This is a genomic window from Blastococcus sp. SYSU DS1021, from assembly GCF_054050995.1.
On sequence record NZ_JBJHAL010000021.1, the window covers coordinates 68,595 to 90,502 of the forward strand.

The 21,908-nt window shown below is 75.5% G+C and carries 17 protein-coding genes; 8 read left to right on the plus strand and 9 right to left on the minus strand.

Going from position 1 to position 21,908, the window contains the following annotated elements; all coding sequences use genetic code 11:
- Positions 1–11: 11 nt before the first annotated feature.
- Positions 12–1,511 (minus strand): diguanylate cyclase domain-containing protein, encoded by a 1,500-nt coding sequence (locus ACI8AP_RS15670; protein ID WP_456590289.1) that lies wholly within the window; start codon positions 1,509–1,511, stop codon positions 12–14.
- A gap of 266 nt (positions 1,512–1,777) precedes the next feature.
- Here ACI8AP_RS15670 and ACI8AP_RS15675 point away from each other — a divergent pair, with 266 nt between their 5' ends.
- Positions 1,778–2,839 carry an MFS transporter gene (locus tag ACI8AP_RS15675; protein WP_456590290.1) on the plus strand — a complete coding sequence of 354 codons (1,062 nt, stop codon included), beginning with the start codon at positions 1,778–1,780 and terminating at the stop codon, positions 2,837–2,839.
- Positions 2,840–2,841: 2 nt separating this feature from the next.
- Here ACI8AP_RS15675 and larC read toward each other — a convergent pair whose 3' ends face one another.
- The 3 genes from larC to ACI8AP_RS15690 all read right to left on the minus strand — a co-directional run bounded on the left by larC (position 2,842) and on the right by ACI8AP_RS15690 (position 8,514).
- Positions 2,842–4,044 carry a nickel pincer cofactor biosynthesis protein LarC gene (gene larC, locus ACI8AP_RS15680; RefSeq protein WP_456590291.1) on the minus strand — a complete coding sequence of 401 codons (1,203 nt, stop codon included), beginning with the start codon at positions 4,042–4,044 and terminating at the stop codon, positions 2,842–2,844.
- Between the two features lie 58 nt (positions 4,045–4,102).
- Entirely contained in the window at positions 4,103–6,733 is a 2,631-nt protein-coding gene (locus ACI8AP_RS15685) for a diguanylate cyclase domain-containing protein (protein ID WP_456590292.1), read from the minus strand.
- Between the two features lie 101 nt (positions 6,734–6,834).
- Positions 6,835–8,514 (minus strand): diguanylate cyclase, encoded by a 1,680-nt coding sequence (locus tag ACI8AP_RS15690; RefSeq protein ID WP_456590293.1) that lies wholly within the window; start codon positions 8,512–8,514, stop codon positions 6,835–6,837.
- A gap of 106 nt (positions 8,515–8,620) precedes the next feature.
- Between ACI8AP_RS15690 and pheA the strand changes: the two genes are divergently transcribed.
- Entirely contained in the window at positions 8,621–9,568 is a 948-nt protein-coding gene (pheA, locus tag ACI8AP_RS15695; protein WP_456590294.1) for a prephenate dehydratase, read from the plus strand.
- 159 nt (positions 9,569–9,727) lie between these two features.
- Here pheA and ACI8AP_RS15700 read toward each other — a convergent pair whose 3' ends face one another.
- Positions 9,728–10,606, minus strand: coding sequence for a ketopantoate reductase family protein (locus ACI8AP_RS15700; protein ID WP_456590295.1), 879 nt, complete (start codon positions 10,604–10,606; stop codon positions 9,728–9,730).
- A gap of 20 nt (positions 10,607–10,626) precedes the next feature.
- Entirely contained in the window at positions 10,627–12,819 is a 2,193-nt protein-coding gene (locus tag ACI8AP_RS15705; protein ID WP_456590296.1) for an MMPL family transporter, read from the minus strand.
- 77 nt (positions 12,820–12,896) lie between these two features.
- Here ACI8AP_RS15705 and ACI8AP_RS15710 point away from each other — a divergent pair, with 77 nt between their 5' ends.
- Positions 12,897–13,376 carry a MarR family winged helix-turn-helix transcriptional regulator gene (locus ACI8AP_RS15710; RefSeq protein WP_456590297.1) on the plus strand — a complete coding sequence of 160 codons (480 nt, stop codon included), beginning with the start codon at positions 12,897–12,899 and terminating at the stop codon, positions 13,374–13,376.
- Positions 13,377–13,443: 67 nt separating this feature from the next.
- Here the strand turns inward: ACI8AP_RS15710 and ACI8AP_RS15715 are convergent, their stop codons facing one another.
- The 3 genes from ACI8AP_RS15715 to ACI8AP_RS15725 all read right to left on the minus strand — a co-directional run bounded on the left by ACI8AP_RS15715 (position 13,444) and on the right by ACI8AP_RS15725 (position 15,694).
- A complete protein-coding gene (locus tag ACI8AP_RS15715; RefSeq protein WP_456590298.1) occupies positions 13,444–13,773 on the minus strand; it encodes a GroES family chaperonin in 330 nt (109 codons plus the stop codon).
- 152 nt (positions 13,774–13,925) lie between these two features.
- Entirely contained in the window at positions 13,926–14,273 is a 348-nt protein-coding gene (locus ACI8AP_RS15720) for a metallopeptidase family protein (RefSeq protein ID WP_456590299.1), read from the minus strand.
- Positions 14,270–15,694, minus strand: a complete 1,425-nt coding sequence (locus ACI8AP_RS15725) for a GuaB1 family IMP dehydrogenase-related protein (protein WP_456590300.1) — start codon at positions 15,692–15,694, stop codon at positions 14,270–14,272. The genes ACI8AP_RS15720 and ACI8AP_RS15725 overlap by 4 nt, the downstream gene beginning before the upstream one ends.
- Before the next feature lie 195 nt (positions 15,695–15,889).
- Between ACI8AP_RS15725 and serS the strand changes: the two genes are divergently transcribed.
- The 5 genes from serS to ACI8AP_RS15750 form a co-directional block, all read left to right on the plus strand.
- Positions 15,890–17,191 (plus strand): serine--tRNA ligase, encoded by a 1,302-nt coding sequence (gene serS, locus ACI8AP_RS15730; RefSeq protein ID WP_456590301.1) that lies wholly within the window; start codon positions 15,890–15,892, stop codon positions 17,189–17,191.
- A complete protein-coding gene (locus ACI8AP_RS15735; RefSeq protein WP_456590302.1) occupies positions 17,188–18,096 on the plus strand; it encodes an HAD family hydrolase in 909 nt (302 codons plus the stop codon). The genes serS and ACI8AP_RS15735 overlap by 4 nt, the downstream gene beginning before the upstream one ends.
- Positions 18,089–18,892: an HAD family hydrolase gene (locus ACI8AP_RS15740; RefSeq protein ID WP_456590303.1), complete on the plus strand. Its 804-nt coding sequence runs from the start codon at positions 18,089–18,091 to the stop codon at positions 18,890–18,892. The genes ACI8AP_RS15735 and ACI8AP_RS15740 overlap by 8 nt, the downstream gene beginning before the upstream one ends.
- Positions 18,893–19,011: 119 nt before the next feature.
- Positions 19,012–20,667: a methyl-accepting chemotaxis protein gene (locus ACI8AP_RS15745; RefSeq protein ID WP_456590304.1), complete on the plus strand. Its 1,656-nt coding sequence runs from the start codon at positions 19,012–19,014 to the stop codon at positions 20,665–20,667.
- A gap of 178 nt (positions 20,668–20,845) precedes the next feature.
- A partial coding sequence (locus ACI8AP_RS15750) for an MCP four helix bundle domain-containing protein (protein WP_456590305.1) occupies positions 20,846–21,908 on the plus strand: 1,063 nt, incomplete at its 3' end.

Genomic DNA, 21,908 nt, shown 5'->3' on the forward strand with positions numbered 1-21,908 from the left:
GGGCGGAGGGGTCAGGGGGTGGACACGGCGGATCCCGGCACCGGCCGCGGCGCGTGCGGGTGCCCCGCCCGGCGGGCGGCCTTCACCCGGTACATCGCGGCGTCGGAGGCGGCGAGCGCGGAGTCGGGCGTCTCGCCCGGCCCGCACAGCGCGACCCCGATGCTGATGCCCACGGCGTGCTCGGCGCCGTTGGGGCGGCGCAGCGGGCGGTCGAAGGCGGCGGTGATGCGATCGGCGATGACCTGCGCGGCCTGCTCGGAGCCGGCCTCCGGGCACAGCACGACGAACTCGTCGCCGCCGATCCGGGCCACGCTGTCCCCGGGGCGGATGGCGGCGGCCAGCCGGTGGGCCGCCTCGACCAGCACCTCGTCGCCGGCGGCGTGCCCGGCGGTGTCGTTGACCGGTTTGAACCCGTCCAGGTCGCAGTAGAGCACTGCCATCGGCCTTCGAGCCCGCTCGGCGGCGGCGAGCGTCTGGTCGAGCCGGTCGAGCAGCAGGTTGCGGTTGGGCAGGCCGGTCAGCGGGTCGTGCAGCGCGGCCTCGCGCAGCGCCGACTCCAGTGCCCGCTGCTCGGTGACGTCGGAGAGCGTGACCACCGCGCCGAGCAGTGCACCCTCGGCGTCGTGCACCTGCACACCGGAGCAGGAGACGTGCCGGAACGGCTCGCCGGGCACCGCGATGCCCACCTCGGCCTGGTCGAGCCGCCCCTCGGCGTAGACCCGGCGCAGCGGCACCTGATCCGGTGGCAGCGGCGCGCCGTCGACGTCGGTGAGCCGGTAGGTGCCGGGGATGTCCGTCGGCTCGACGGTGGGGTCGGCGTCCAGGCCGTGCCATCGGCGACTGGCGGCGTTGAACAGGGTCACCCGGCCCTCGGCGTCGGCGCCGACGACGCCCACGGGGAGCACCTCGAGCAGCGCCTGGCTGAAGGCGGTGGACCGGGCCAGCACCTGGTGGGCGCGGGCGGTCTCGGCGCGGGCGAGCTGGCTGGCGGCGGCCAGGTCGGCGAGCTGACGGGCCTGCTGGGCGGCGCGCACCAGGGAGGCCACCGCGGTGGCGACGTCGGCGAGCCGGGCGCGCTCCTCGTCGGTGAAGGCGTGCGGGGCGGGGTCGAAGACGCAGACCGCGGCCAGCGTGCGGCCGTCCACGACCACCGGGGCGGTGCCGAAGGCGCGCATCCCGGCGCGGCGGCCGTCGACCCACGGGCTCCGGGCGAACCGCGGCTCCGCCCTCAGGTCGTCGCAGGTCTGCACCCCCGGGCCGCGCTCGAGCACGATCGACACGATGGACCCTTCGCGCGGCCACGCCGCTCCCCGGAAGCCGTGCACCGCCATCACGTGCATGACGGGGGTGTCCATGGTGATCACCGAGGCCCAGGACGTGCCGGTGACGGCGGCGGCGACGCGCACCAGGCCTGCGAGCGCGGGGTCGGTGTCCATGACCGGACGCTCGAGGTCCTCCTCGCGGGCACCCGGACCGCCGGGCACCGGCGTGGGCTCGGCCGTGCTGGTCATCCTGCGTCCCTCCGCGGGCGGGACCGGAGCATCCGGTCTCTTCAGTCTCGCAACGGCGTGCCGTGTCCGGCGGTTGAGTCCCCGGCGTGTTCCTTCCACCCGCAGGGGTCATGCCCACCCGCCCCGCTGTTACCCCGGTGCGCCGGGGCAGCGTCCGGGCTAGCCTGCGGGCCATGCGCCGACATTGATCCGCACCGCCCCCGCTGCCTCCCGCGGCCAGGCCGCTCGCCCGCCTGGCCATCGGCTGGGCAGCGCTCTCCGAGTGGGTGCCGCTGTACCCGCTGTACGCCCTGCTCTTCCTCGACGCCGGGGTCTCCGCCGCCCAGCTCTCCCTTCTGTTCGGCCTCTGGTCGGTCACCGCCCTGCTGGCCGAGGTGCCGGCCGGGCTGCTCGCCGACCGGTGGTCCCGCCGCGGTGTGCTGGCCCTCTCGGGCGTGCTGCAGGCCGCGGCCTTCGGCGTGTGGGCGGCGGCTCCCTCGACCGGCGCGTTCGCCGCCGGCTTCGTCCTGTGGGGCCTCGCCGGCGCAGGCACGTCGGGCGCGGCGGAGGCCCTGGTGCACGACGGCCTCGCCGAGGTCGGCGCCGCGGGGTGCTTCGCCCGGGTCAACGCCGCCATGACCGCTGCCGAGCTGCTGGTCCAGGTGCCGACGGCGCTGGCGGCCACCGCCCTCTACACCGCCGGCGGCTTCCCGCTGGTCGGCTGGGTCAGCGCCGCCGGCTGCCTGGGCGCCGCCGCGCTCGCGCTCCGGTTCCCCGAGGCGGCGGCGCCCGGCGCCGGGGCCGAGGAGGAGCCGGCCGCCGGCCCGGGCGTCGCGCTGCGCCGCCCCGCGCTGCTCGCCGCCGTGGTGGCCGTCGCGCTGGTCGGCGGGCTGGACGGGATGGAGGAGTACTTCCCGGTGCTGGTGGCCGACCGGGGGGTGCCGGAGGTGGCGGTGCCCGGGTCGGTGCTCGTCGTCTCCCTCGCCGGGGCGTCCGGAGCCGCGCTCGGTGGCCGGCTGGTGGGGCCCCCGGGCCGGCTGCTGGCCGCGCTGCTCGCGGCGGCGGGAACCGGGGTGCTGCTCGCCGCGGCCGCGGGCGGGTTCCTCGTGGTCACCGTGCTGGCGGTGGCCTACGGCCTGTACCTGGCCGTGCTCGTCGCCGCCGAGGCCGAGCTGCAGCGCCGGATCACCGGCCCGCACCGCGCGACGATCACCTCGGTCGCCGGCATGGGGGTCGAGCTCTCGTCGCTGCTGGTCTTCGCCGTGTGGGCGCTGGGCGGGCCGGCGGCCGTCGGGCTGCTGGTGCTCGCCGTCGTCCCGGTGGCGGCGGCCGGCCTGCGTCGGCGGTGAGGTCAGCCCCGGGGCGGGGGAGCGTCGCCGGGTGGGCCGACCGGGTAGGCAGCCGACGCGGCGGCGGTGGCGGCCCGCAGCACCTCCTTGACCGGCAGCTCCCGGGCGCGGGCCAGCGCGGCGACGTCCTCGAACTCGACGCTGACGTTCACCCGCCGGCCTCCCGCGGAGGCGATCTTGACGCCCACCCGGCCGCCGAGCACGTCGACGGCCGCCTGCGTGCGGTCGAGCGCGACCTTGCCCACGGGGACCACCCGCAGCCCGATCGTGGAGGTGCTGGCGAAGACGGCGCCCTGCACCGCCGCGACCGCGTCGGGGCGGCAGAGCACCGACAGCGTGTGCGCCGGGCGGCCCTTCTTCATCACGATCGGCGTCAGCCAGGCGTCCGAGGCGCCGGCGGTCAGCAGCGCCTCCAGCACGCCGGGCCACAACCGGGGGTCGAGGTCGTCGACGTTGGCCTCGAGCACCACCGGCCCGGACGGTGCCGGCTCGGCCGGTTCGCCGAGGACCAGCCGGACCACGTTGGGCAGCTGCTCCGGGTCGCGCCCGCCGGCGCCGGTGCCCACTCGCTGGACGCGGAGGGCGGGCAGCGTCGTCCACTCATCCACCCGGGCGGCGAGCAACGCTGCCCCCGTGGGCGTGCACGTCTCCGCCGGCACCGGGCCGGCGTGCACCGGCACGCCGGTGAGCAGCTCCAGCACGGCCGGCCCCGGGATCGGCACCACGCCGTGCGCACCGCGCGCCGAGCCGCTGCCCAGGGCCACGGGGGACGCGGTGAGCCGGTCGAGCGCCAGGTGCTCCAGGCAGGCCACGACGCCGACGACGTCGGCCAGCGCGTCCAGCGCCCCGACCTCGTGGAAGTGGACCTCCTCGGCGGGCACGCGGTGCACCCGCCCCTCGGCGACGGCGAGCCGCTCGAACACCGCCAGCGCGCCGTCGCGGACCGGGGCCGGCAGGGCGGAGCCGCCCAGCAGCGCGCGGACGTCGGCCCAGGTGCGGTGGACGTCGGAGGGCGGGGCGTGCACGTGCACGCGGGTGGCGCCCAGCCCGTGCCGGGTGACCTGCTCGGTCTCCAGGCGGACGCGCTCGACCGGGAGCGCGGCGACCGCCTCGACCGGGACGTCCAGGGGCACGCCGGCGTCCACCAGGGCGCCGAGCAGCATGTCGCCCGAGGCCCCGGCCGCGAGGTCCAGCCAGCCGATCACCGTGACATCGTCGTCCTCCGGACGACACCGCGGCCAGGTGCCGTCCCCCGGCCCGGGGTCACGCCCTCCTGGCGCCCCTCCGCGCCGTGCGCGCGGCGAAGATGCCCGCCGAGCAGCCGTCGTCGACCGCGGCGACGACCACCCCGGACCCGGCCGGGTGCAGCATCGTGACGAGCGCGCCCAGCCCGCCGAGCCCACCGGGGTGCGCGGCCGAGGTCGGCACCGCGACCACCGGTACGTCGGTGCGCGCGCCGATCGTCGCGGCCAGCCCGGGGTCCGCCCCGGCGACGACGACGAGGCAGTCGGTGCCCTCGGGGAGTGTCCCGTCCTCGATCAGGCGGACCTCGGTGCCGGTCACGCGGGCGGCGAAGGCGGCCTCGGCGGCGACGGCGGCGTCCGCACCGTCGGCGCACAGCACGGTGGTGCGGCCGGCCGGTTCCGGCAGCGGGCCGACGGCCGCGGCCCGCGCGGCGCCGTCCAGGGTGGTGCCGGACCCGTGCTCGGTGGCCAACGCCACCAGCGTCTCGGCGGCCGCGCGCAGGACCAGCACGGGCCGGTCGGGGGTCTCGCGGCGGGCGTCGCGGACCAGGGCGAGCACCTGCTCGGTGGTGCGGCCCGCGGCGCGAACCACCACCGGGCCGACCCCCGCGGCGGGGGGCGCCGGCGCGACGGGGGCCAGCAGCGGCTCGCCCGGGCGTGCGGTGGCCAGCGGGGGGTGCGCGCCGCCCAGCAGCGCGGCGAAGCCGGCCGCCTCCGCGCGGACGGCGGCGGCGGCGCGGGCGGCGTCGTCGGCGGGCGTGGCTCCCGCGGGCTCCGGCGGCGCGGCGCCGGGCGTCGTCTCCCCGGGCGTCGTCGCGTCCGGCGTCGTGGCCTCCGGGGCCGCGGCCTCCTGGGCGGCCGGCTCGGGCGCGCCGTCGGCGGCCCGCGTCTGGGTGACCGCGGAGAGCCGCCCCACGCGGTCGCGGCCGCTGCGCTTGGCGTCGTACAGCACCCCGTCGGCCGCGGCGAACAGCGTCTTGCGGTCGTCGCCCCGGGTGGCCGAGGCGATGCCGGCGCTGATGGTCACCGGCAGGTCGAGGCCGAGGTCGGTCCACGGGTACCGGGCGACCGAGGCGCGGATGCGCTCCAGCGCCCGCTCGCCCTGCTCCGCCGTCGTCTCGGGCAGGAGGATGACGAACTCGTCACCCGCCCAGCGGCACACCTCGTCGGTGTCGCGCACCCCGGCGACCAGCAGCTCGCCGATGGTCCGCAGCACGGCGTCGCCGGCCGGGTGCCCGGCGGTGTCGTTGATCGCCTTGAAGTTGTCGACGTCGACCACGGCCAGCGCCGGGACGTCGCCGGCGGCCAGCAGCCCGTCCAGCCGCGCCTCGGCGTAGCGCCGGTTGGGCAGGTGGGTCAGCGGGTCCTCGTAGGCCTGCCGGCGCAGCTGCCCGGCGGCCCGCTCGGTCTCCAGCAGGCTCTTGCGCCGGCCGAACAGCTCCACCCAGCGGGTGCGCCGCTCGTCGACCCGGTCCAGCTCGTCGGCGAGGTAGGCCTGCAGGTAAGGGAGGGCGCGGCCGGCGTCGTCGAGGTCGGCGTGCAGCGTGCAGAGCTCCCGCAGGGCGGCCCGGCGCAGCCGCGGCAGGCCGTGCTCGGTGGCCAGGGTGAGGGCGGCGACCAGGTGCTCGTCGGCGGCCCGGCCCTCGCCCTGGCGGCGCAGCGCGCGGCCGAGGGCCAGCTGCGCCGAGGCCATGCGGTCCCGGTCGGCGGCGGCCGCGGAGAGCCGGATCGCGGCGCGCAGCGGCCCGGCCGCGGCGGCCTGCTCGCCCAGGCCCACCAGCGCCCACCCGTGCACGACCTGGGCGGGCACGACACCGGCGGAGTCCGGGGGCAGCTGCACCAGTGCCTGCTCGGCGAGCCCACGGGCCTCCGCGAAGTAGGGCGCGGCCGAATCGGGGGCGCCGTCGTCGAGGAGGCCTTCGCCGAGCTCGGCGCACAGCTCCCCGAGGCGGGTGGCTGCGACGGCGACGAGCACGTCGGCATCGGTCTCCTCCGCCCCGCTCGCGGCGACCGCCTGGGCGGCCTCGACCGCGCGTCGCTGGTAGTCCAGCGCCAGCGGCATCAGCTCCAGGTCGGCGAGGACGCCGGCCAGCGTGCCGAGCGTGTCGACCAGCAGCGGGCTGGGTGCCAACCCCGGGTCGAGGAGGCTCGCGGCCTCCACGGCCTCGTCCATCGCGGCGTCGATGCGCCGCGACAGCAGCTCGATGCGGGCGTGGCGGGCGAGCCCGGCGGCCCGCTGGAGGTCGTCGTCGGCGGCGTCGAACGCCGCCTTGGCCGAGCGGACCAGGGCGATGGCCAGCGCCGCGCGGGAGGCCGACTCCGACCGCGGGTCGGCGTCCGCGCAGTCGCCGTCGATCAGCCCGGCGACCCCGGCGTGCAGGTCGAGGGCGGACTCGGCGGGGGAGACGGGGTCGCCGACGAGGGTGAAGCCGGCGACGCGCAGCCGCCGCACCAGCAGCTCGGCGCGCAGCGTGTCGGCCCACGCGCGGCCGAGCGACGCCGGGGCGCCGTCGGGCGCGTCGGCGGCCGGTGCGGCCGCGACGTAGGGCGAGGTGTCCCGCTCGACCCCGGCGAGCAGCTGCTCGGCGTCGTCGAGCTGCCAGTTGCTCAGAGCGGCGGTCACCCGCTGGTGCAGGGCTCCCGGTGGCACGAGCGCACTGTGCATGTCGTCACCGACAGTGTCGAGGACGTCACGGGGAACGCGCCGTCCCTCGTCCGTCGTGTCCCTCCCGTCCCACACGCGCAGGGTCGTCACGCAGTCGCCCCGCGATCGGCCGGGGTGACGTCGGCCGGCCCGTGCGCGCGGACCCGGTTGCGCCCGAGCCGCTTGGCGGAGAAGAGGTGGAGGTCAGCGGTGTCGAAGAGCGCTCGCCAGCCGGCGACCGGGCTCGGCTGCCCGTCGGGGACCGCCGGCGCCGTCGCCACGCCGATGCTGACCGTCACCGGCCCCGAGAGCTGCAGGTCGCGCCAGTCGGCCTCGGCGACGGCCGACCGCAGCCGCTCCATGACGACCACGGCCTGCGCCTCGGTGGCGGTCGGCAGCACGACGAGGAACTCGTCCCCGGCCCATCGGTACACCTCGTCGCCGGTGCGGCTGTGCTCCCGCAGCAGGTCGGCGACCCGGCGCAGCACGGCGTCGCCGTGGGTGTGCGAGGTGTCGTCGTTGACCTCCTTGAACCGGTCGACGTCGACGACGGCCAGGGACAGCGGCTCCTCGCCCAGCCGCAGCGCCCCCAGCCGGCGCTCCGCGCTGCGCCGGTTGCCCAGCCCGGTCAGCGGGTCCTCCAGCGCGTGCCGGCGGAGCACCGCCTCCTGCCGCTCGGCCTCGCGCAGCCGGCTGCGCCGGACGAACATCTCCGCCCACAGCTCGCGGCTGCGGGCGTGCGCCCGGCCGGTGTCGGCGCGGTAGGCCTCCAGCCAGTGCAGCGCCTCGGCCGGCCGGCCCAGGTCGGCGCTGCCCTGTCCGAGCTCCAGCAGGCTCTGCCGGTAGCGGCGTCGGTCACCGACGGCGGCGAACGCGCCCGAGGCGTCGACAAGCAGGGTGATCGCCTCCTCGCCCGCCGCCGGGTCCCGTCCGCCGGACCCGAGGGCGGCCAGCACGCGGGCGAGTGCCAGGTCGGTGTAGCCGCGCAGCCACAGGCCGCCGCCGTCGCGCTGCAGGGCCCGCCGCACGCGGCGCAGGGGCCCGAGAGCGGCGCCCGGGTCGCCGCTGCACATGAGCGCCCAGGCCTGCACCACGTCGAGCAGGTCGGCGTCGGCCTGCTCGGGAGACCAGTCCAGCTCGCGGGCGGCGGTCGCGCAGGCGATCGCCTCGGTGGCCAGCTCGGCGGCGCGCTCGGTGTCGCCGCGGCGGCGCATCGTCTGGGCGAGCTCGACGTGCTGGCGGGCGGTGAGCAGCAGCAGCCGGCCGCGGTCACCGACGTCGGGCAGCTCCGCGGCCACCTGGTGCCCGCGGACGGCGTGGTGGACGGCGAGCTCCTCGAGGTCCAGCCCGGAGAGCGTCATCGACAGCCAGCGGTGGGCCTGCAGCAGGGCGCGCGAGGGCGGCACGGCGGGCCCGTCGGTGAGCAGGCTGGCGTCGACGGCGAGCAGCAGGGCCGAGTCGAGGTGGTCGGCGGTCGCCTCGACGTGGGCGAGGTAGGCCATGAGCAGGGCCGTCTGCGACGACACCGGGCACTCGTCGAGCTGTTCGCGGGCCGCCGCGATCCGGACCTCAGCGCCGGCGGGGTCGTCGTCCACGAGCGCGCGGTGGGCGTCGAACGCGTGCCGCCAGGCGCGCCAGGCGGGGTCGGGGCTGCCGGCGAAGGCCTCGTCGACCTCGTCCAGGTGCGCCAGGAAGGGAGCGTGGTCCTCCCGGTCGCTGGCGTCGAGCAGTCGCCAGAGGGCGGTGTGCAGGGCGCCGGGAGCGACGCGGGCACGACCTGCGGTCACGCATCCCTCCCCTCCGCGGTGGGCCCCCGGAGGGCCGGTGCTGCCGGTTCCCGGTGCCCGTCCGGGCCGGGCGACCGCCTCGTCCCGTGCGCACTACCCTCGTCGGATGCCCGGGATGCCACCCAGTTCGTCTCCGACGCGATTCGCCTATCTGGGGCCCGAGGGTACCTTCGCCGAAGCGGCCCTGAGCAGGGCAATCGCCACCGCCGAGGGACGTCGGGACCCCCACCCGAGCGTCGCCGCGGCCCTGGCCGCCGTCCGATCGGGTGACGCCGACGCCGCGCTCGTGCCGCTGGAGAACTCCGTCGAGGGGTCGGTGCCGGCGACCATGGACGGGCTGGCCGACGGCGCGCCGCTGGTGATCACCCGCGAGGTGTACCTGGAGGTCGCCTTCGTCCTCGCCGTCCGCCCGGGGACGGCGCTGTCCGCCGTCCGGTCGGTGGCCAGCCACCCGCACGCCCTCGCGCAGACCGGCGGGCGGCTGGCCGAGCTGCTGCCCGGCGTCCAGCCGCTGCCGACCAACTCCACGGCCGCGGCGGCCGCGGGGGTGGCCGCGGGCGAGGTGGACGCCGCCGTCTGCGCGGCGATCGCCGCCGAACGCTACGGCCTCGAGCAACTGGTCTCCGACGTCGCCGACCACCCCGGTGCGGTCACCCGGTTCGTGCTGGTGGAACCGCCCGCCCCGCCCGCCGCGCCGACCGGCAACGACAAGACGTCGCTGGTCGCCGTGGTGGGGGACCGCACCGGTGCGCTGCTGGAGCTGCTGCGGGAGTTCGCCGTCCGCGACATCAACCTCACCCGCATCGAGTCGCGGCCCACCCGGCAGCGGCTGGGTGTCTACTCCTTCTCCCTCGACTGCGAGGGGCACGTGGGCGACCCGCGCGTGGGGGAGGCGCTGGCCGCGCTGCACCGGGTGTGCGAGGACGTCCGCTTCCTGGGGTCCTACCCGCGCGCGGACGGGCGGGAGAACCGCCCGGTGCAGCCGGAGTCGTCCGACGCCGCGTTCGCCGACGCCCGTGAGTGGCTGGCCCGGGTCCGCGCCGGCGACCTCTAGAAGGACCCCGTCCCCCTCACCGCTCGCAGGCTCGCGGCGAGCCTCCGGACGGGGCCGCCCGTCCCGCTCACCGCTCGCAGGCTCGCGGCGAGCCTCCGGACGGGGCCGCCCGTCCCTCGCACCGCTCGCGAGCTCGCGGCGAGCCTCCGGACGGGGCCGTCACCGCGCGCGGGTGCGGAGCTCCTCGACGATCCGCCGGGTGACCGGGACGTCGACGCCGTGCCGGTCGGCCGCCCGGAGCACCGCCCCGCCGATGGCCTCCAGCTCGGTCGGGTTGCCCGCCTCGGCGTCGCGCTGCATCGACGAGCGCATGCCGTCGGGCAGCGACCAGGCGAACTCGCGGGTGGTGGCGGCGTCGGAGGCGGCGCCCTCGGCCCGCGCCACCGCGGCGACCTCGCCGATGACCGCGGCGAGCTCCTCGCCGTGCTGGTCGCGCACGGTGCCGAGCGGGGCCGCGGCCTGGGTGGTCAGCAGCGCCATGGGGGCGAGGAAGCAGAGCTTGTCCCACAGCAGGCCGGCCTCGTCCGGTCGAACCGTGACGTCGACCCCGGCGGCGGTCAGCGCGTCGGCCAGCGGCTCGGCGCCCGGCGCCAGCTGGACGGCGCACAGCTCGCCGTCGTGCCGCACCACGCCGGGCGCCGGGCGGTCGGCGAAGACGCGGATCGTGCCGGCGACCACCCGCGCCGCCGGGTAGCGCTCGCGCAGCGCCGCCAGGTGCTCGACGCCGTTGAGCAGCGGCACCACGACGGCGCCGCCCAGCACGTCGGCGGGCACGCGGCCGAGCGCCTCCTCCAGCTGGGTGGCCTTCGTCGTCACCAGCAGGACGTCGACCGGGCCGTCCAGCCGCTCGGCGCCGCGCACCCGCGCCGTCAGCTCGCCGAAGCGGTCGCTGGTCACCCGCACGCCGTGCTCGTCGAGGTGTGCCGCGGTCCCCGGCCGGGCCAGGCAGGTGACGGCGTGCCGCTGGCGCGCCAGCAGGGCGGCGAGCAGCCCGCCGACGCCACCTGGTCCCAGCACGGCCACGCGCAACGGATCCATGACGCCATCCTCGCGCTACGTCAGCGGCCCCGCTGCAGGGTCCCGCCGCGAGCTCGCGAGTGGTGGGGGGCAGCGGGGTCCTTTCTGCGCTCCAGCCCGCGCTCCTCCGTGGGCGCGGCCGGCTCGGTGGGCCCCTGCGCCAGCCGGCCCGGCCACCAGACCTTGTCGCCGATCAGGTGCACGGCCGAGGGCACGAGCAGGGTCCGGACGACGAAGGTGTCGAGCAGGACGCCGAAGCCGACGAGGAACCCGAGCTGGATGAGGATGACCAGCGGCAGCACGGTCAGCGCCCCGAAGGTGGCCGCGAGCACCAGCCCGGCGCTGGTGATCACCCCGCCGGTGACCGCCAGCGACCGCAGGACGCCGGCCCGCGCCCCGTGCCGAGTCGACTCCTCCCGGGCCCGGGTCATGAGGAAGATGTTGTAGTCGATCCCCAAGGCCACGAGGAAGACGAACCCAATGAGCAGCACCTGCGGATCGCTGCCCGGGAAGTCGAAGAGGTGCTCGAAGACCAGCGCGGCGACGCCGACGGTCGCGGCGGTGCTCAGCGCGGTCGTGCCCACCAGCAGCAGCGGCGCCACGACCGCCCGCAGCAGCATCGCGAGCACGACGGTGATCACCAGCAGGACCAGCGGCACGATCACTGCGAGGTCGCGGGCGGCGGTCTGCTGGGTGTCCAGGTCCTGGGCGGTCGAGCCGCCGACGAGGGCGTCGGGGTCGACGTCGAGCACCGCCGCCCGCAGGTCGGCCACGGTGCTCTGCGCGGCCTCGCTGTCCGGGGCGTCGGCCAGCGTGGCGTCGATGCGGACCAGTCCGTCCGCCACGACCGGCTCGGCGTCCCCGGATCCGGGCGGGCCCCCACCGGTGAAGGGCGCCACCCCGGCGACGCCGTCGACCTGCGACGCGGCGTCGGCGACGTCCTGCCAGCCGTCGGCGGGAGTGATGATCACCGCCGGGCTGGCGCCGCCGGCCTGGTAGTGCCGGGCCAGCGCCTCCTGCCCCGCACCGGACTCGGAGCCACCACGGACCGCCTCCGACAGGGGGATGCCGTCGGCGTCGAAGGTGGGGAGGAAGAGCGCCATGACCACTAGGAGGGCGCCGCTGCCGAGCAGGTACCGGCCGGGACGGCGCCCGACCGAGGCGGACACCCGCTCCCAGCCCTTGCCGTGCGCGTGCTCCTCGCCGTACTTCGGGCGGAACGGCCAGAACGCCGCGCGGCCGAAGAGGACCAGCACCGCGGGCAGGAAGGTGAGCGCGGCGAGCATGGCGAAGGCGATGCAGACTGCGGAGATCGGGCCGAGCGCGCGGTTGGAGCCGAGGTCGGAGAAGAGCAGGCAGAGGACGCCGAGGATCACCGTCCCGCCGGAGGCGAGGATCGGCTCCCACGACTGCCGGAGCGCCACCTTCATCGCGGCGACGGGGGACCGCTCGCGGCGCAGCTCCTCCCGGTAGCGGGCGACCAGCAGCAGGCCGTAGTCGGTGGCCGCGCCGACGACCAGGATCGAGGCGATGCCCTGGCTCTGGCCGTTGACCGTGATCCAGCCCCGGTCGGCCAGGAAGTAGGCGACGGCGAGGGAGACGACCAGCGCGAGGCCGGCGGTGCCGATGACCAGCAGCGGCAGCAGCGGGCTGCGGTAGACGACCAACAGGATGAGCAGGACGACGCCGAACGCGGCGAGCAGCAGCAGGCCGTCGATGCCGGAGAAGCCCTCGGCGAAGTCGGAGAAGATCGCGCCCGGGCCGGTGACGTACGCCGTGGTGCCGTCGATGCCCGGCAGATCGCGCAGGTCGGCAATGACCTGCCCCAGCGCGTCGCCCAGGTCCGGGTCGAACGGCAGCACCGCCTGCACCGCTTCGCCGTCCTCCGACGGGATCGGCGGCGACGGCTCGCCGGCCAGCGCGCCGGCGTCCTCGGCGAGGGCGGCCGCCTCCTCGACCCGCTCCTGCGCCTCGGTCAGCGCGGCGGGGGCGAGCGCGCCGTCCTCGCTCTCCCAGAGCAGGATCACCGGCAGCGTGCGCTCGGTGCGGAACCGCTGCTGCAGCTCGGTCACCCGGGTGGACTCGGCGCTGTCGGGGAGGAAGGCGGCGGAGTCGTTCTCCGAGACCTCCCCGAGCTTGCCGCTGAACGAGCCGAGGGGTCCGGCCAGCCCGAGCCACAGCAGGGCGACGACGGCAGGCAGGATCCAGCGGAGGACGGGGGTGCGGCGCGGCATCGCACTTCCTTGATGGTCGATCATCTCGGTGATCGAGAGATTAGGGCGGTCTCGTGCCGCGCGCGAACGGAGGTGTGGTGGCCGAGGTCGATCCCGCGCGGCAGGAGCTGGCGCTGCTCCTCCGCCGGCTGACCGTGGAGCTGGATGCGGTCGGGCAGCGGTTCGCCGGGTTGCACGGGCTGGGGCGCACCGACGTCCGGGCGCTGGTGGCGGTGATGGACGCCGCCCGCCGCGGTGAGGCGCTCACCGCGGGCCGGCTTGGCGCGGCTGTGGAGCTGAGCTCGGCGTCGGTGACCGCGCTGGTCGACCGGCTGGAGCGCGCCGGTCACCTGCGCCGGGTGCGGGACGACGCCGACCGCCGCCGGGTGACGCTGGAGATGTCATCGGAGGCGATGGCCGCCGGGGCGGAGTTCTTCGGCGGGCTGCAGCGGGACCTGCTGGCGGCGATGGAAGGCTACTCCGACGCCGAGCTCGCCGTCGTCCACCGGTTCCTGACCGACATGACCGGGGTGATCGAGCAGCACGCCCGCACGACCCCGCCCGAGACCCAGGCATAGGAAGCTATACGTGCGCATCCGGGGCCCCGGACGCATGCATAGCTTCCTTCCTATGCCTGGGGGCCGCTCAGAGGTAGAGGCCGGTCGATTCCTCGATGCGCTCGGCGGCGACGGCGTGCACGTCGCGCTCGCGCAGGATGATCAGGTCCTCGCCGTGCACCTCGACCTCGTGCTGGTCCTCGGGGGAGAAGAGCACCTGGTCGCCGATCTTGACCTGGCGCACGCTCGGGCCGACGCCCTTGGCCTCGCCCCACACCAGCCGCTTGGCGACCTGCGCGGTGGCCGGGATGAGGATGCCGCCGGTGGAGCGCCGCTCGCCGTCCTCCCGGCGCAGCGACACCAGGATGCGGTCGTGCAGCATCTTGATCGGCAGCCGGCCGGCGCTGTTCTCGGGCACGTCGTCCCACGCTACTAGGGCCCTCGGAGCGGCCGAGTGCTGACTTGTGGTCGGTCTGCCCGGCGTGTCCGCCCGTGTCGGCGGAAACGACTGCGCACTCGGCTGTCGGTGCCGCACCGACCACCCGGCGCTTCGTGCACGAGACGCCGGGGTCAGCCCCAGCCGAGCTCGTGCAGGCGGTCCTCCTCGATGCCGAAGTGGTGCGCGATCTCGTGGACGACGGTGATCGTGACCTCCTCGACGACCTCCTCCTCGGTCTCGCAGATGTCGCAGATCGCCTCGCGGTAGATCATGATCCGGTCCGGCAGCGAGCCGCCGTAGTCCCAGCCGCGCTCGGTCAGCGCGTACCCCTCGTAGAGCCCGAGCAGCTCCGGCTCGTCGGGGTTCCGGTCCTCCACCAGGACGACGACGTTGTCCAGCAGCCCCATCAGCTCGGGCGGCACCTGGTCGAGGGCGTCGGCGACCAGCTCCTCGAAGACGGGGAGCGGGAGCGCCTTCACCAGGACGTCGGCAGCGGCCGGCCCTCCTCGTAGCCGGCCGAGCTCTGCACCCCCAGCACCGCCCGCTCGTGCAGCTCGTCCACGGTCCGCGCGCCCGCGTAGGTGCACGACGACCGCACGCCGGCCACGATCTGGTCGATCAGGTCCTCGACGCCGGGGCGGGCCGGGTCCAGGTACATCCGGGACGAGGAGATGCCCTCCTCGAAGAGGCCGGCCCGCGCCCGCTCGAACCCGGTCTGGGTCGCCGTCCGGGCCTTGACCGCGCGCGCCGACGCCATGCCGAACGACTCCTTGTACAGCCGGCCGCCGTCCTCGTGCACGTCACCGGCCGACTCGTAGGTGCCGGCGAACCAGGAGCCCACCATCACGTTCGCCGCGCCCGCGGCCAGCGCGAGCGCGATGTCGCGGGGGTGCCGCACGCCGCCGTCGGCCCACACGTGCTTGCCCAGCGAACGGGCCTCCGCGGCGCACTCCTCGACGGCGGAGAACTGCGGCCGCCCGACGCCGGTCATCATCCGGGTGGTGCACATCGCGCCCGGGCCCACGCCGACCTTGACGACGTCGGCGCCGGCCTCGATCAGGTCGCGCGTGCCCTGCGCCGTCACCACGTTGCCGGCGACCACCGGCACGGAGCCGGCCACCGAGCGCGCCGCGCGGACCGCCTCGATCGCCTTCTCCTGGTGCCCGTGCGCCGTGTCGACGACCAGCACGTCCACCCCGGCGGCCAGCAAGGCCGCCGCCTTGCCAGCGACGTCGCCGTTGATGCCCACGGCGGCCGAGGTGAGCAGGTGGCCCTCGGCGTTCACCGCCGGCGTGTAGATCGCCGAGCGCAGCGCGCCCTTCTTCGTGATGACGCCGACCAGCCGGTCACCCTCCACTACGGGGGCGGCGCTCACGCGCTCACCGGAGAGCACGTCGAAGATCTTCGGCAGGTCGGTGCCGGCGGGGATGGTGAGCGGCTCGCGGGTCATCACCTCGGCGAGCTGGGTGAACCGGTCGACGCCCTGGCACTGGCCATCGGTGACGACGCCGACGGGGGAGCCGCCCTCGACCACCACGACGATCCCGTGCGCGCGCTTGGTGAGCAGCGACAGCGCCTCGCCGACGGTGGAGGTGGGGGCGAGGGTGATCGGGGTGTCGTAGACCGGGTGCCGGGTCTTCACCCAGGAGACGACCTCGGTGACGACGTCGACCGGGATGTCCTGCGGCAGCACCGCCAACCCGCCCCGGCGGGCGGTGGTCTCGGCCATCCGCCGTCCCGAGATCGCGGTCATGTTGGCGACGACGATCGGGATGGTCGTGCCCACGCGGTCCGGCGTGGTCAGGTCGACCTCGAGCCGCGAGCCGACCGTCGAGTGGTTGGGCACCATGAAGACGTCGGAGTAGGTGAGGTCGTGCGAGGGCCGCTGCAGGAAGCGCATTGCCCCAGTGTCCCGTACCTCGCCGGACCGTGACGACCGCGCCGAACCATGCGAACTCGTGGCCATCAGCGGCTGATCGCCACGACATCGCACGGTTCGGCGGGCCACCGCGCTCTGGTGGCCACGTCGTCGGAAGCCCTCCGGGCTCCGCGCCGCCGTCGGCCCCTCGCAGGGCGGCTCACCTACTGTTGTCCCGTGATCGACCTGCGACTCGTGCGTGAGCACCCCGACGTCGTCCGTGCCAGCCAGCGTGCCCGGGGCGCCGACGAGTCCCTGGTCGACCGGCTGCTCGCCGCCGACGCCGCCCGCCGCGACGCGGTGAAGCGGGCCGACGACCTGCGCGCCGAGCAGAAGAGCGCTTCCCAGGCGGTGAAGAAGGCGAGCCCCGAGGAGCGCCCGGCCGTCCTGGAGCGGGCCAAGGCGCTGGCCGCCGAGGTCAAGGAGGCAGAGGAGCAGCAGCGCGCCGCCGACGCCGCGCTGCGCGAGGTCCACCTGCGCATCCCCAACGTGGTCGCCGACGACGTCCCGCCCGGCGGTGAGGACGACGCGGTCACCCTGCGCACCGTCGGCGAGGTGCCCACCTACGACTTCGAGGTGCGCGACCACATCGAGATCGGCGAGGCCCTCGGCGCCATCGACATGGAGCGCGGCGCCAAGGTCTCCGGCTCCCGCTTCTACTTCCTCACCGGCCCCGGCGCGCTGCTGGAGTTCGCGCTGGCCCAGCTGGCGATCAGCCGGGCGGTGGCGGCCGGGTTCACCCCGGTGGTCGCCCCGGCCCTGGTCAAGCCGAGCGCCATGGAGGGCACCGGCTTCCTCGGCGAGCACGACGAGGAGGTGTACCGCATCGAGCGCGACGACCTGTACCTCGTCGGCACCTCCGAGGTGGCGCTGGCCGGCATGCACGCCGGTGAGGTGCTCGACCTCGCGCAGGGCCCGAAGCGCTACGCCGGGTGGTCCTCCTGCTTCCGCCGCGAGGCAGGCTCCTACGGCAAGGACACCCGCGGCATCATCCGGGTGCACTGGTTCGACAAGGTCGAGATGTTCAGCTTCTGCCGGCCGGAGGACGCCGCCGCCGAGCACCTGCGGCTGCTCGCGTGGGAGGAGGAGTTCCTCCAGGCCCTGGAGCTGCCCTACCGCGTCGTCGACATCGCCGCCGGCGACCTGGGCACCAGCGCCACGCGCAAGTACGACATCGAGGCGTGGTTCCCCACCCAGGGCACGTACCGGGAGCTCACCAGCACCTCGGACTGCACCACCTTCCAGGCCCGCCGGCTGACCATCCGGTACCGGGACGAGGACGGGAAGAACCAGACCGCGGCCACGCTGAACGGCACGCTCTGCGCCATCGCCCGCACCATCGCCTGCCTACTCGAGGTGCACCAGCGGGCCGACGGCTCGGTGCACGTGCCGGTGGCGCTGCGGCCGTGGCTGGGGGGCGTCGAGGCGCTGACCCCCGGCATGACCCTGGCGGCCCCCGTCCCGCCGCCCGCGGCATGAGCGGTTCCGCGCCGAAGGCTCTGCAGGCCTACGGCGTCCTGCCCGGCGCCGACCAGGTCGTGGAGCTCGGTGACCTCGGCCCGTGGCGGCCCAAGCTGGTCGCCACCGACCTCGACGGCACCCTCCTCGACGACGCCGGCGAGGTCAGCCCGCGCACCCGGGCGGCGGTGACCGCCTGCTGGGACGCCGGTATCCCGGTGGTCGGCGTCACCGGCCGCGGCCCCCGGCTGCTGGAGAGCGTGCGCGTCGCCCTCGGTGGGCGCGGAATCGCGGTGCTGGCGCAGGGCGGTTTCGTCGTCGACCTGGAACGCGACGAGGTGCTGCGCACAGTCGCCCTTCCGCGGAGCCAGGCGGCCGCGGTCATCGAGCGGATCGAGTCGGTGGCCGGGGACCTCGTGCTGGCGGTGGAGGACGCCGCCCATCAGGGCGAGGCGCGCGGCGCGTTGCGGGTGCAGCACGGCTTCGACTGGCCCTACCCCGAGGACGCCGAGCTCGTGGCCAAGGACGAGGTGCTGCCGGCCGAGGCCGTGCTCAAGGTCTTCCTGCGCTCGCCCACGATCGGCCAGGACGAGCTGCTCGCGCTCGCCCGCTCCGTCGTCGACCCGGCCGACGCCGAGCTGACCCACGCCGGCCTCGGGTTCATCGAGGTGCTGCCGCCGGGGATCACCAAGGCCACCGGCCTGGCCGTCGCCCTCGAGCGCTTCGGCGTCGACCTCGCCGACGTCCTCGTGTTCGGCGACATGCCCAACGACCTGCCGATGCTGACCGCGGTCGCCGAGGCCGGGGGCCGGGCCGTCGCCGTCGCCAACGCGCACCCGGCGGTTCGTGCCGTCACCACCCACGTGACCAGCGGCCACCGCGCCGACGGGGTCGCCCGGTACCTGGAGGCGGTGCTCGATGGCTGACTGGCGTCCCCGCCTGATCGCCAGCGACATGGACGGCACGCTCTTGCGCTGGGACGACACGGTCAGCGAGGCGACCGTCGCCGAGCTGGAGCGCTGGCGGGCCGACGGCGTCCCGGTCGTGCTGGCCACCGGCCGCCCGCCGCGGTGGATGCGCCGGATCCGCGAGGTGCTCGGCTACGGGACGGCGGTGTGCTGCAACGGCGCCGTGCTCCTGGACCTGGAGAGCTTCGAGATCCTCCACGAGGAGCCGGTGCACCCCGACGTCCTCCGGTCGGTCACGGCCGAGCTGCGCCGGCGGCAGCCGGACACCTGGTTCGCGGTCGAGTACGGGCTGGAGTTCCGCCACGAGCCGATCTACAAGCCACGGTGGGACGTCGACGCGCCGGGGGTCGCCGAGGCGACGCTGGAGGAGATGCTGGAGCAACCGGTCGCCAAGCTCCTGGCCCGCCACGAGAAGCTGCCGCGCGACGAGTTCGTGGCCCTGGTGGAGGAGGTCATCGGCGGGCGGGCGACGGTCACGTGCTCGTCGACGGATGCCCTCGCGGAGATCTCCGCGACCGGGGTGACGAAGGCGTCGGGCCTGGCCACGGTCGCCGCCCGGCACGGGATCGGCCCCGAGGACGTCGTCGTCTTCGGCGACATGCCCAACGACATCGCCGCCTTCGAGTGGGTGCGCGACGGCGGCGGCCGGGCGGTCGCGATGTCGCATGCGCACCCCGACCTGCTCGCCGTCGCCACCGACGTCACGGGGACCAACGAGGAGGACGGCGTCGCCACCTTCCTGAGGTCGCTCTAGCCGTTCGTGCTCCGCTGGAGTGACTCCAGCCTTGGGTCGGCTCAATCCGGCGCGCGATCTGCCGAAAACCCGGGAAGTCGACCGCCGGTGGAGCGGTTCTGTCCCTCGGGAGGCTCGGCATGGACGCCGCTGTCGCACCAACGGCTCAGCACGGTTCCGACCACGCGGCGGAGGGAGGGCGCGGGCTGTTCCGCCGGGTCGGTCTGCAGGGCCGGCTCCTGCTGGCGATCCTGCTCGTCGCCCTGACCACCCTGGCGGTCGGCGTCATCGGGGCCTCCCGCATGGCGGTGCTCAGCGACCAGGCCGAGCAGATCTACCACGACGGCACGGTGCCGCTGGACGAGATCCGGCTGCTGCAGTCGGCCTGGTGGGAGTACCAGGCGAACTCGGCGCGCACCACGATCCCCGGGCTGCAGCCGGAGGCGGTCGCCCAGTACCAGGCCCGCGCCACCGAGGTACAGGCCCGGATCCAGGAGCTGACCGGCCTCGTCGACGGTGAGCCGCTGGGTGCCGCGTCGCGCGCGGCCTTCGAGCGCTTCGAGCCCGCGATGACCGACTACTTCACCACGCTCGGCGAGATCATCGCTGCCCTCGAGAGCGGTGACCCGGCCCAGCTGGCGCAGCTGGAGACCGCCGGCGCCGAGCTCGACGCCGCCGAGATCGAGGCGATCGCCGCCCTCACCGAGGCCGCCGACGCGCAGTCGGAGTTCGCCGACGCCATCGCGGAGGACGCGAGGAACGCCGCCGAGGCGGCGCGCACGCTGACGTTCCTCGTCATCGGGATCGGCCTCGTCGTGTCGGTCGGGCTGGCCGTTCTGGTGGCCCGCAGCATCAACCGCCCGGTGCAGCGGATCAGCGAGGTGCTCGACCGGGTGGCCGACGGCGACCTCAGCGTCCGGGTAGGCCCGACCGGCGGCGCCGAGCTGGCCCGCGTCTCGGCCTCGGTCGACCGGACCCTCGACTCGATCGGCGGGGTGCTGCGGCTGGTCGGCGACTCCGCGAACCGACTGGCCGACGCCTCGCAGAAGCTCGACGGCGCCGCCGAGGGCATCGCCGCCAACGCCCGGGCGGCGGCCGGCCAGGCCGATGAGGTGGTGACCTCCGCGGGTGCGGTGGCCTCGAGCGTGGACACGGTGGCGACGGGGTCGTCGCAGATGGAGTCGGCGATCCGGGAGATCGCGCACAACGCGACCGAGGCGGCCCGGGTGGCGGGTCAGGCGGTGACGGTGGCGGAGACGACGACGAAGACCGTGGGGAAGCTGGGTGACTCCTCGCAGGAGATCGCCACGGTGATCAAGCTGATCAACGGGATCGCGGAGCAGACGAACCTGCTGGCGCTGAACGCCACGATCGAGGCCGCGCGCGCCGGTGAGGCGGGCAAGGGGTTCGCGGTGGTGGCCAGCGAGGTGAAGGAGCTGGCGCAGGAGACGGCGCGGGCGACCGAGGACATCTCCAAGCGGGTGGAGGCGATCCAGGGTGACACCGCGGGTGCGGTGGATGCGATCGGCAAGATCAGTGCGGTGATCGGGGAGATCAACGACTTCCAGGCGACGATCGCTGCGGCGGTGGAGGAGCAGACGGCGACGACGAACGAGATGAACCGCAACGTGGCCGAGGCGGCGAGTGGTTCGCAGGACATCGCCGCGGCGATCTCGGGGCTGGCCGCGGGGACGCAGGAGACCAACCAGCGGGTCGAGGACGCGCAGCGGGCCGCCGCGGAGCTGGCCCGGATGAGCGGGGAGCTGCAGGAGGCGGTCGCCCGCTTCACCGTCTGAACCAACCCGGCACGCCCGACGGCGCCGTCCCCCGACCCGGGGGCGGCGCCGTCGCGCGTCCCGCGCACCCCTACCGGTGGAGCCGTTCCACGACTGGGGTGAACTCCACCGTTCGGCCTGCCGATGAGCAGGACGACGGTCCTCTCGGACCGACCGACTTCCAGGAGAGCGAGCAGGCATGGAGCGCGTGCAGGACCCCGACACCGCGGCGAACACGGCGCGGGACGACCAGCAGCCCCGGGGGCTGTCCGGCATCGGGCTGCGCGGCCGCCTGCTGGGCTCGATCCTCGTCGTCGCGCTGACCACCGTGGGGGTGGGCGCCTTCGGCATCGACCGGATGTCCACCCTCAGTGACCAGTCCAAGCAGGTCTACGACAACGGCGCCGTCCCGCTCCACGGGCTGCAGGAGCTCGAGAGCGACTGGTGGCGTCTGTCGACCAATGTTGCGCGGGCCTCCATCCCCACGCTGCCCCCCGAGACGATCGCCAAGGCGCAGCGGGGCACCGCGGCCTCCAGCGAGTCGCTCGCCGAGCACATCGCCGCGGTGGGTGAGATGCCCCTGGACGCGGCGGCCCGGGCGGCGTACGAGACGTTCGCGACGGCGACCCAGAACTACCTCGCGGCCCTCGCCCAGCTCCAGGCGGTCAGCGGGACCGACCCCGCTGCGATGCCGGGGCTGCTGCAGACCATGGCCGAGAACGAGACCATCATCGAGGAGTCGCTGATCGAGGCGACCGACGCCGCGGCCGCATCTGCGGTGGCGACGGCGGAGGACGCCAAGGACGCTTACGAGACGGCGCGGACGCTCACCCTGCTGATCATCGCCGCCGGCCTGCTGGTCGCCGTGGTCCTGGCGATGGTGGTCGCTCGCGGCGTGACCCGGCCCGTGCAGCGGATCCGCGAGGTGCTCGCGCAGGTGGCCGCTGGTGACCTGACGGTGCGGGCGGGTCGTACCGGTGGCGCCGAGCTGGGCGAGATGGCGGCGTCGCTCGACCACACGCTGGACTCGATCGGCAACGTCCTGCTGCTGGTCAACGACTCCTCCACCCGCCTGGCCACGGCCTCCCACCAGCTCAGCGGCGCCGCCGAGGGCATGCGGGAGAACGCCCGCCTCGCGGCCGGCCAGGCCGATGAGGTGGTGACCTCCGCGGGTGCGGTGGCCTCGAGCGTGGACACGGTGGCGACGGGGTCGTCGCAGATGGAGTCGGCGATCCGGGAGATCGCGCACAACGCGACCGAGG

Coding starts and splice junctions, on each gene's coding strand:
- ACI8AP_RS15670 (WP_456590289.1), bottom strand. CDS start 1,511: ATGACCAGCACGGCCGAGCCCACGCCGGTGCCCGGCGGTCCGGGTGCC.
- pheA (WP_456590294.1), top strand. CDS start 8,621: ATGCCCGGGATGCCACCCAGTTCGTCTCCGACGCGATTCGCCTATCTG.
- ACI8AP_RS15700 (WP_456590295.1), bottom strand. CDS start 10,606: ATGGATCCGTTGCGCGTGGCCGTGCTGGGACCAGGTGGCGTCGGCGGG.
- ACI8AP_RS15705 (WP_456590296.1), bottom strand. CDS start 12,819: ATGCCGCGCCGCACCCCCGTCCTCCGCTGGATCCTGCCTGCCGTCGTC.
- ACI8AP_RS15725 (WP_456590300.1), bottom strand. CDS start 15,694: ATGCGCTTCCTGCAGCGGCCCTCGCACGACCTCACCTACTCCGACGTC.
- ACI8AP_RS15735 (WP_456590302.1), top strand. CDS start 17,188: ATGAGCGGTTCCGCGCCGAAGGCTCTGCAGGCCTACGGCGTCCTGCCC.
- ACI8AP_RS15740 (WP_456590303.1), top strand. CDS start 18,089: ATGGCTGACTGGCGTCCCCGCCTGATCGCCAGCGACATGGACGGCACG.
- ACI8AP_RS15745 (WP_456590304.1), top strand. CDS start 19,012: ATGGACGCCGCTGTCGCACCAACGGCTCAGCACGGTTCCGACCACGCG.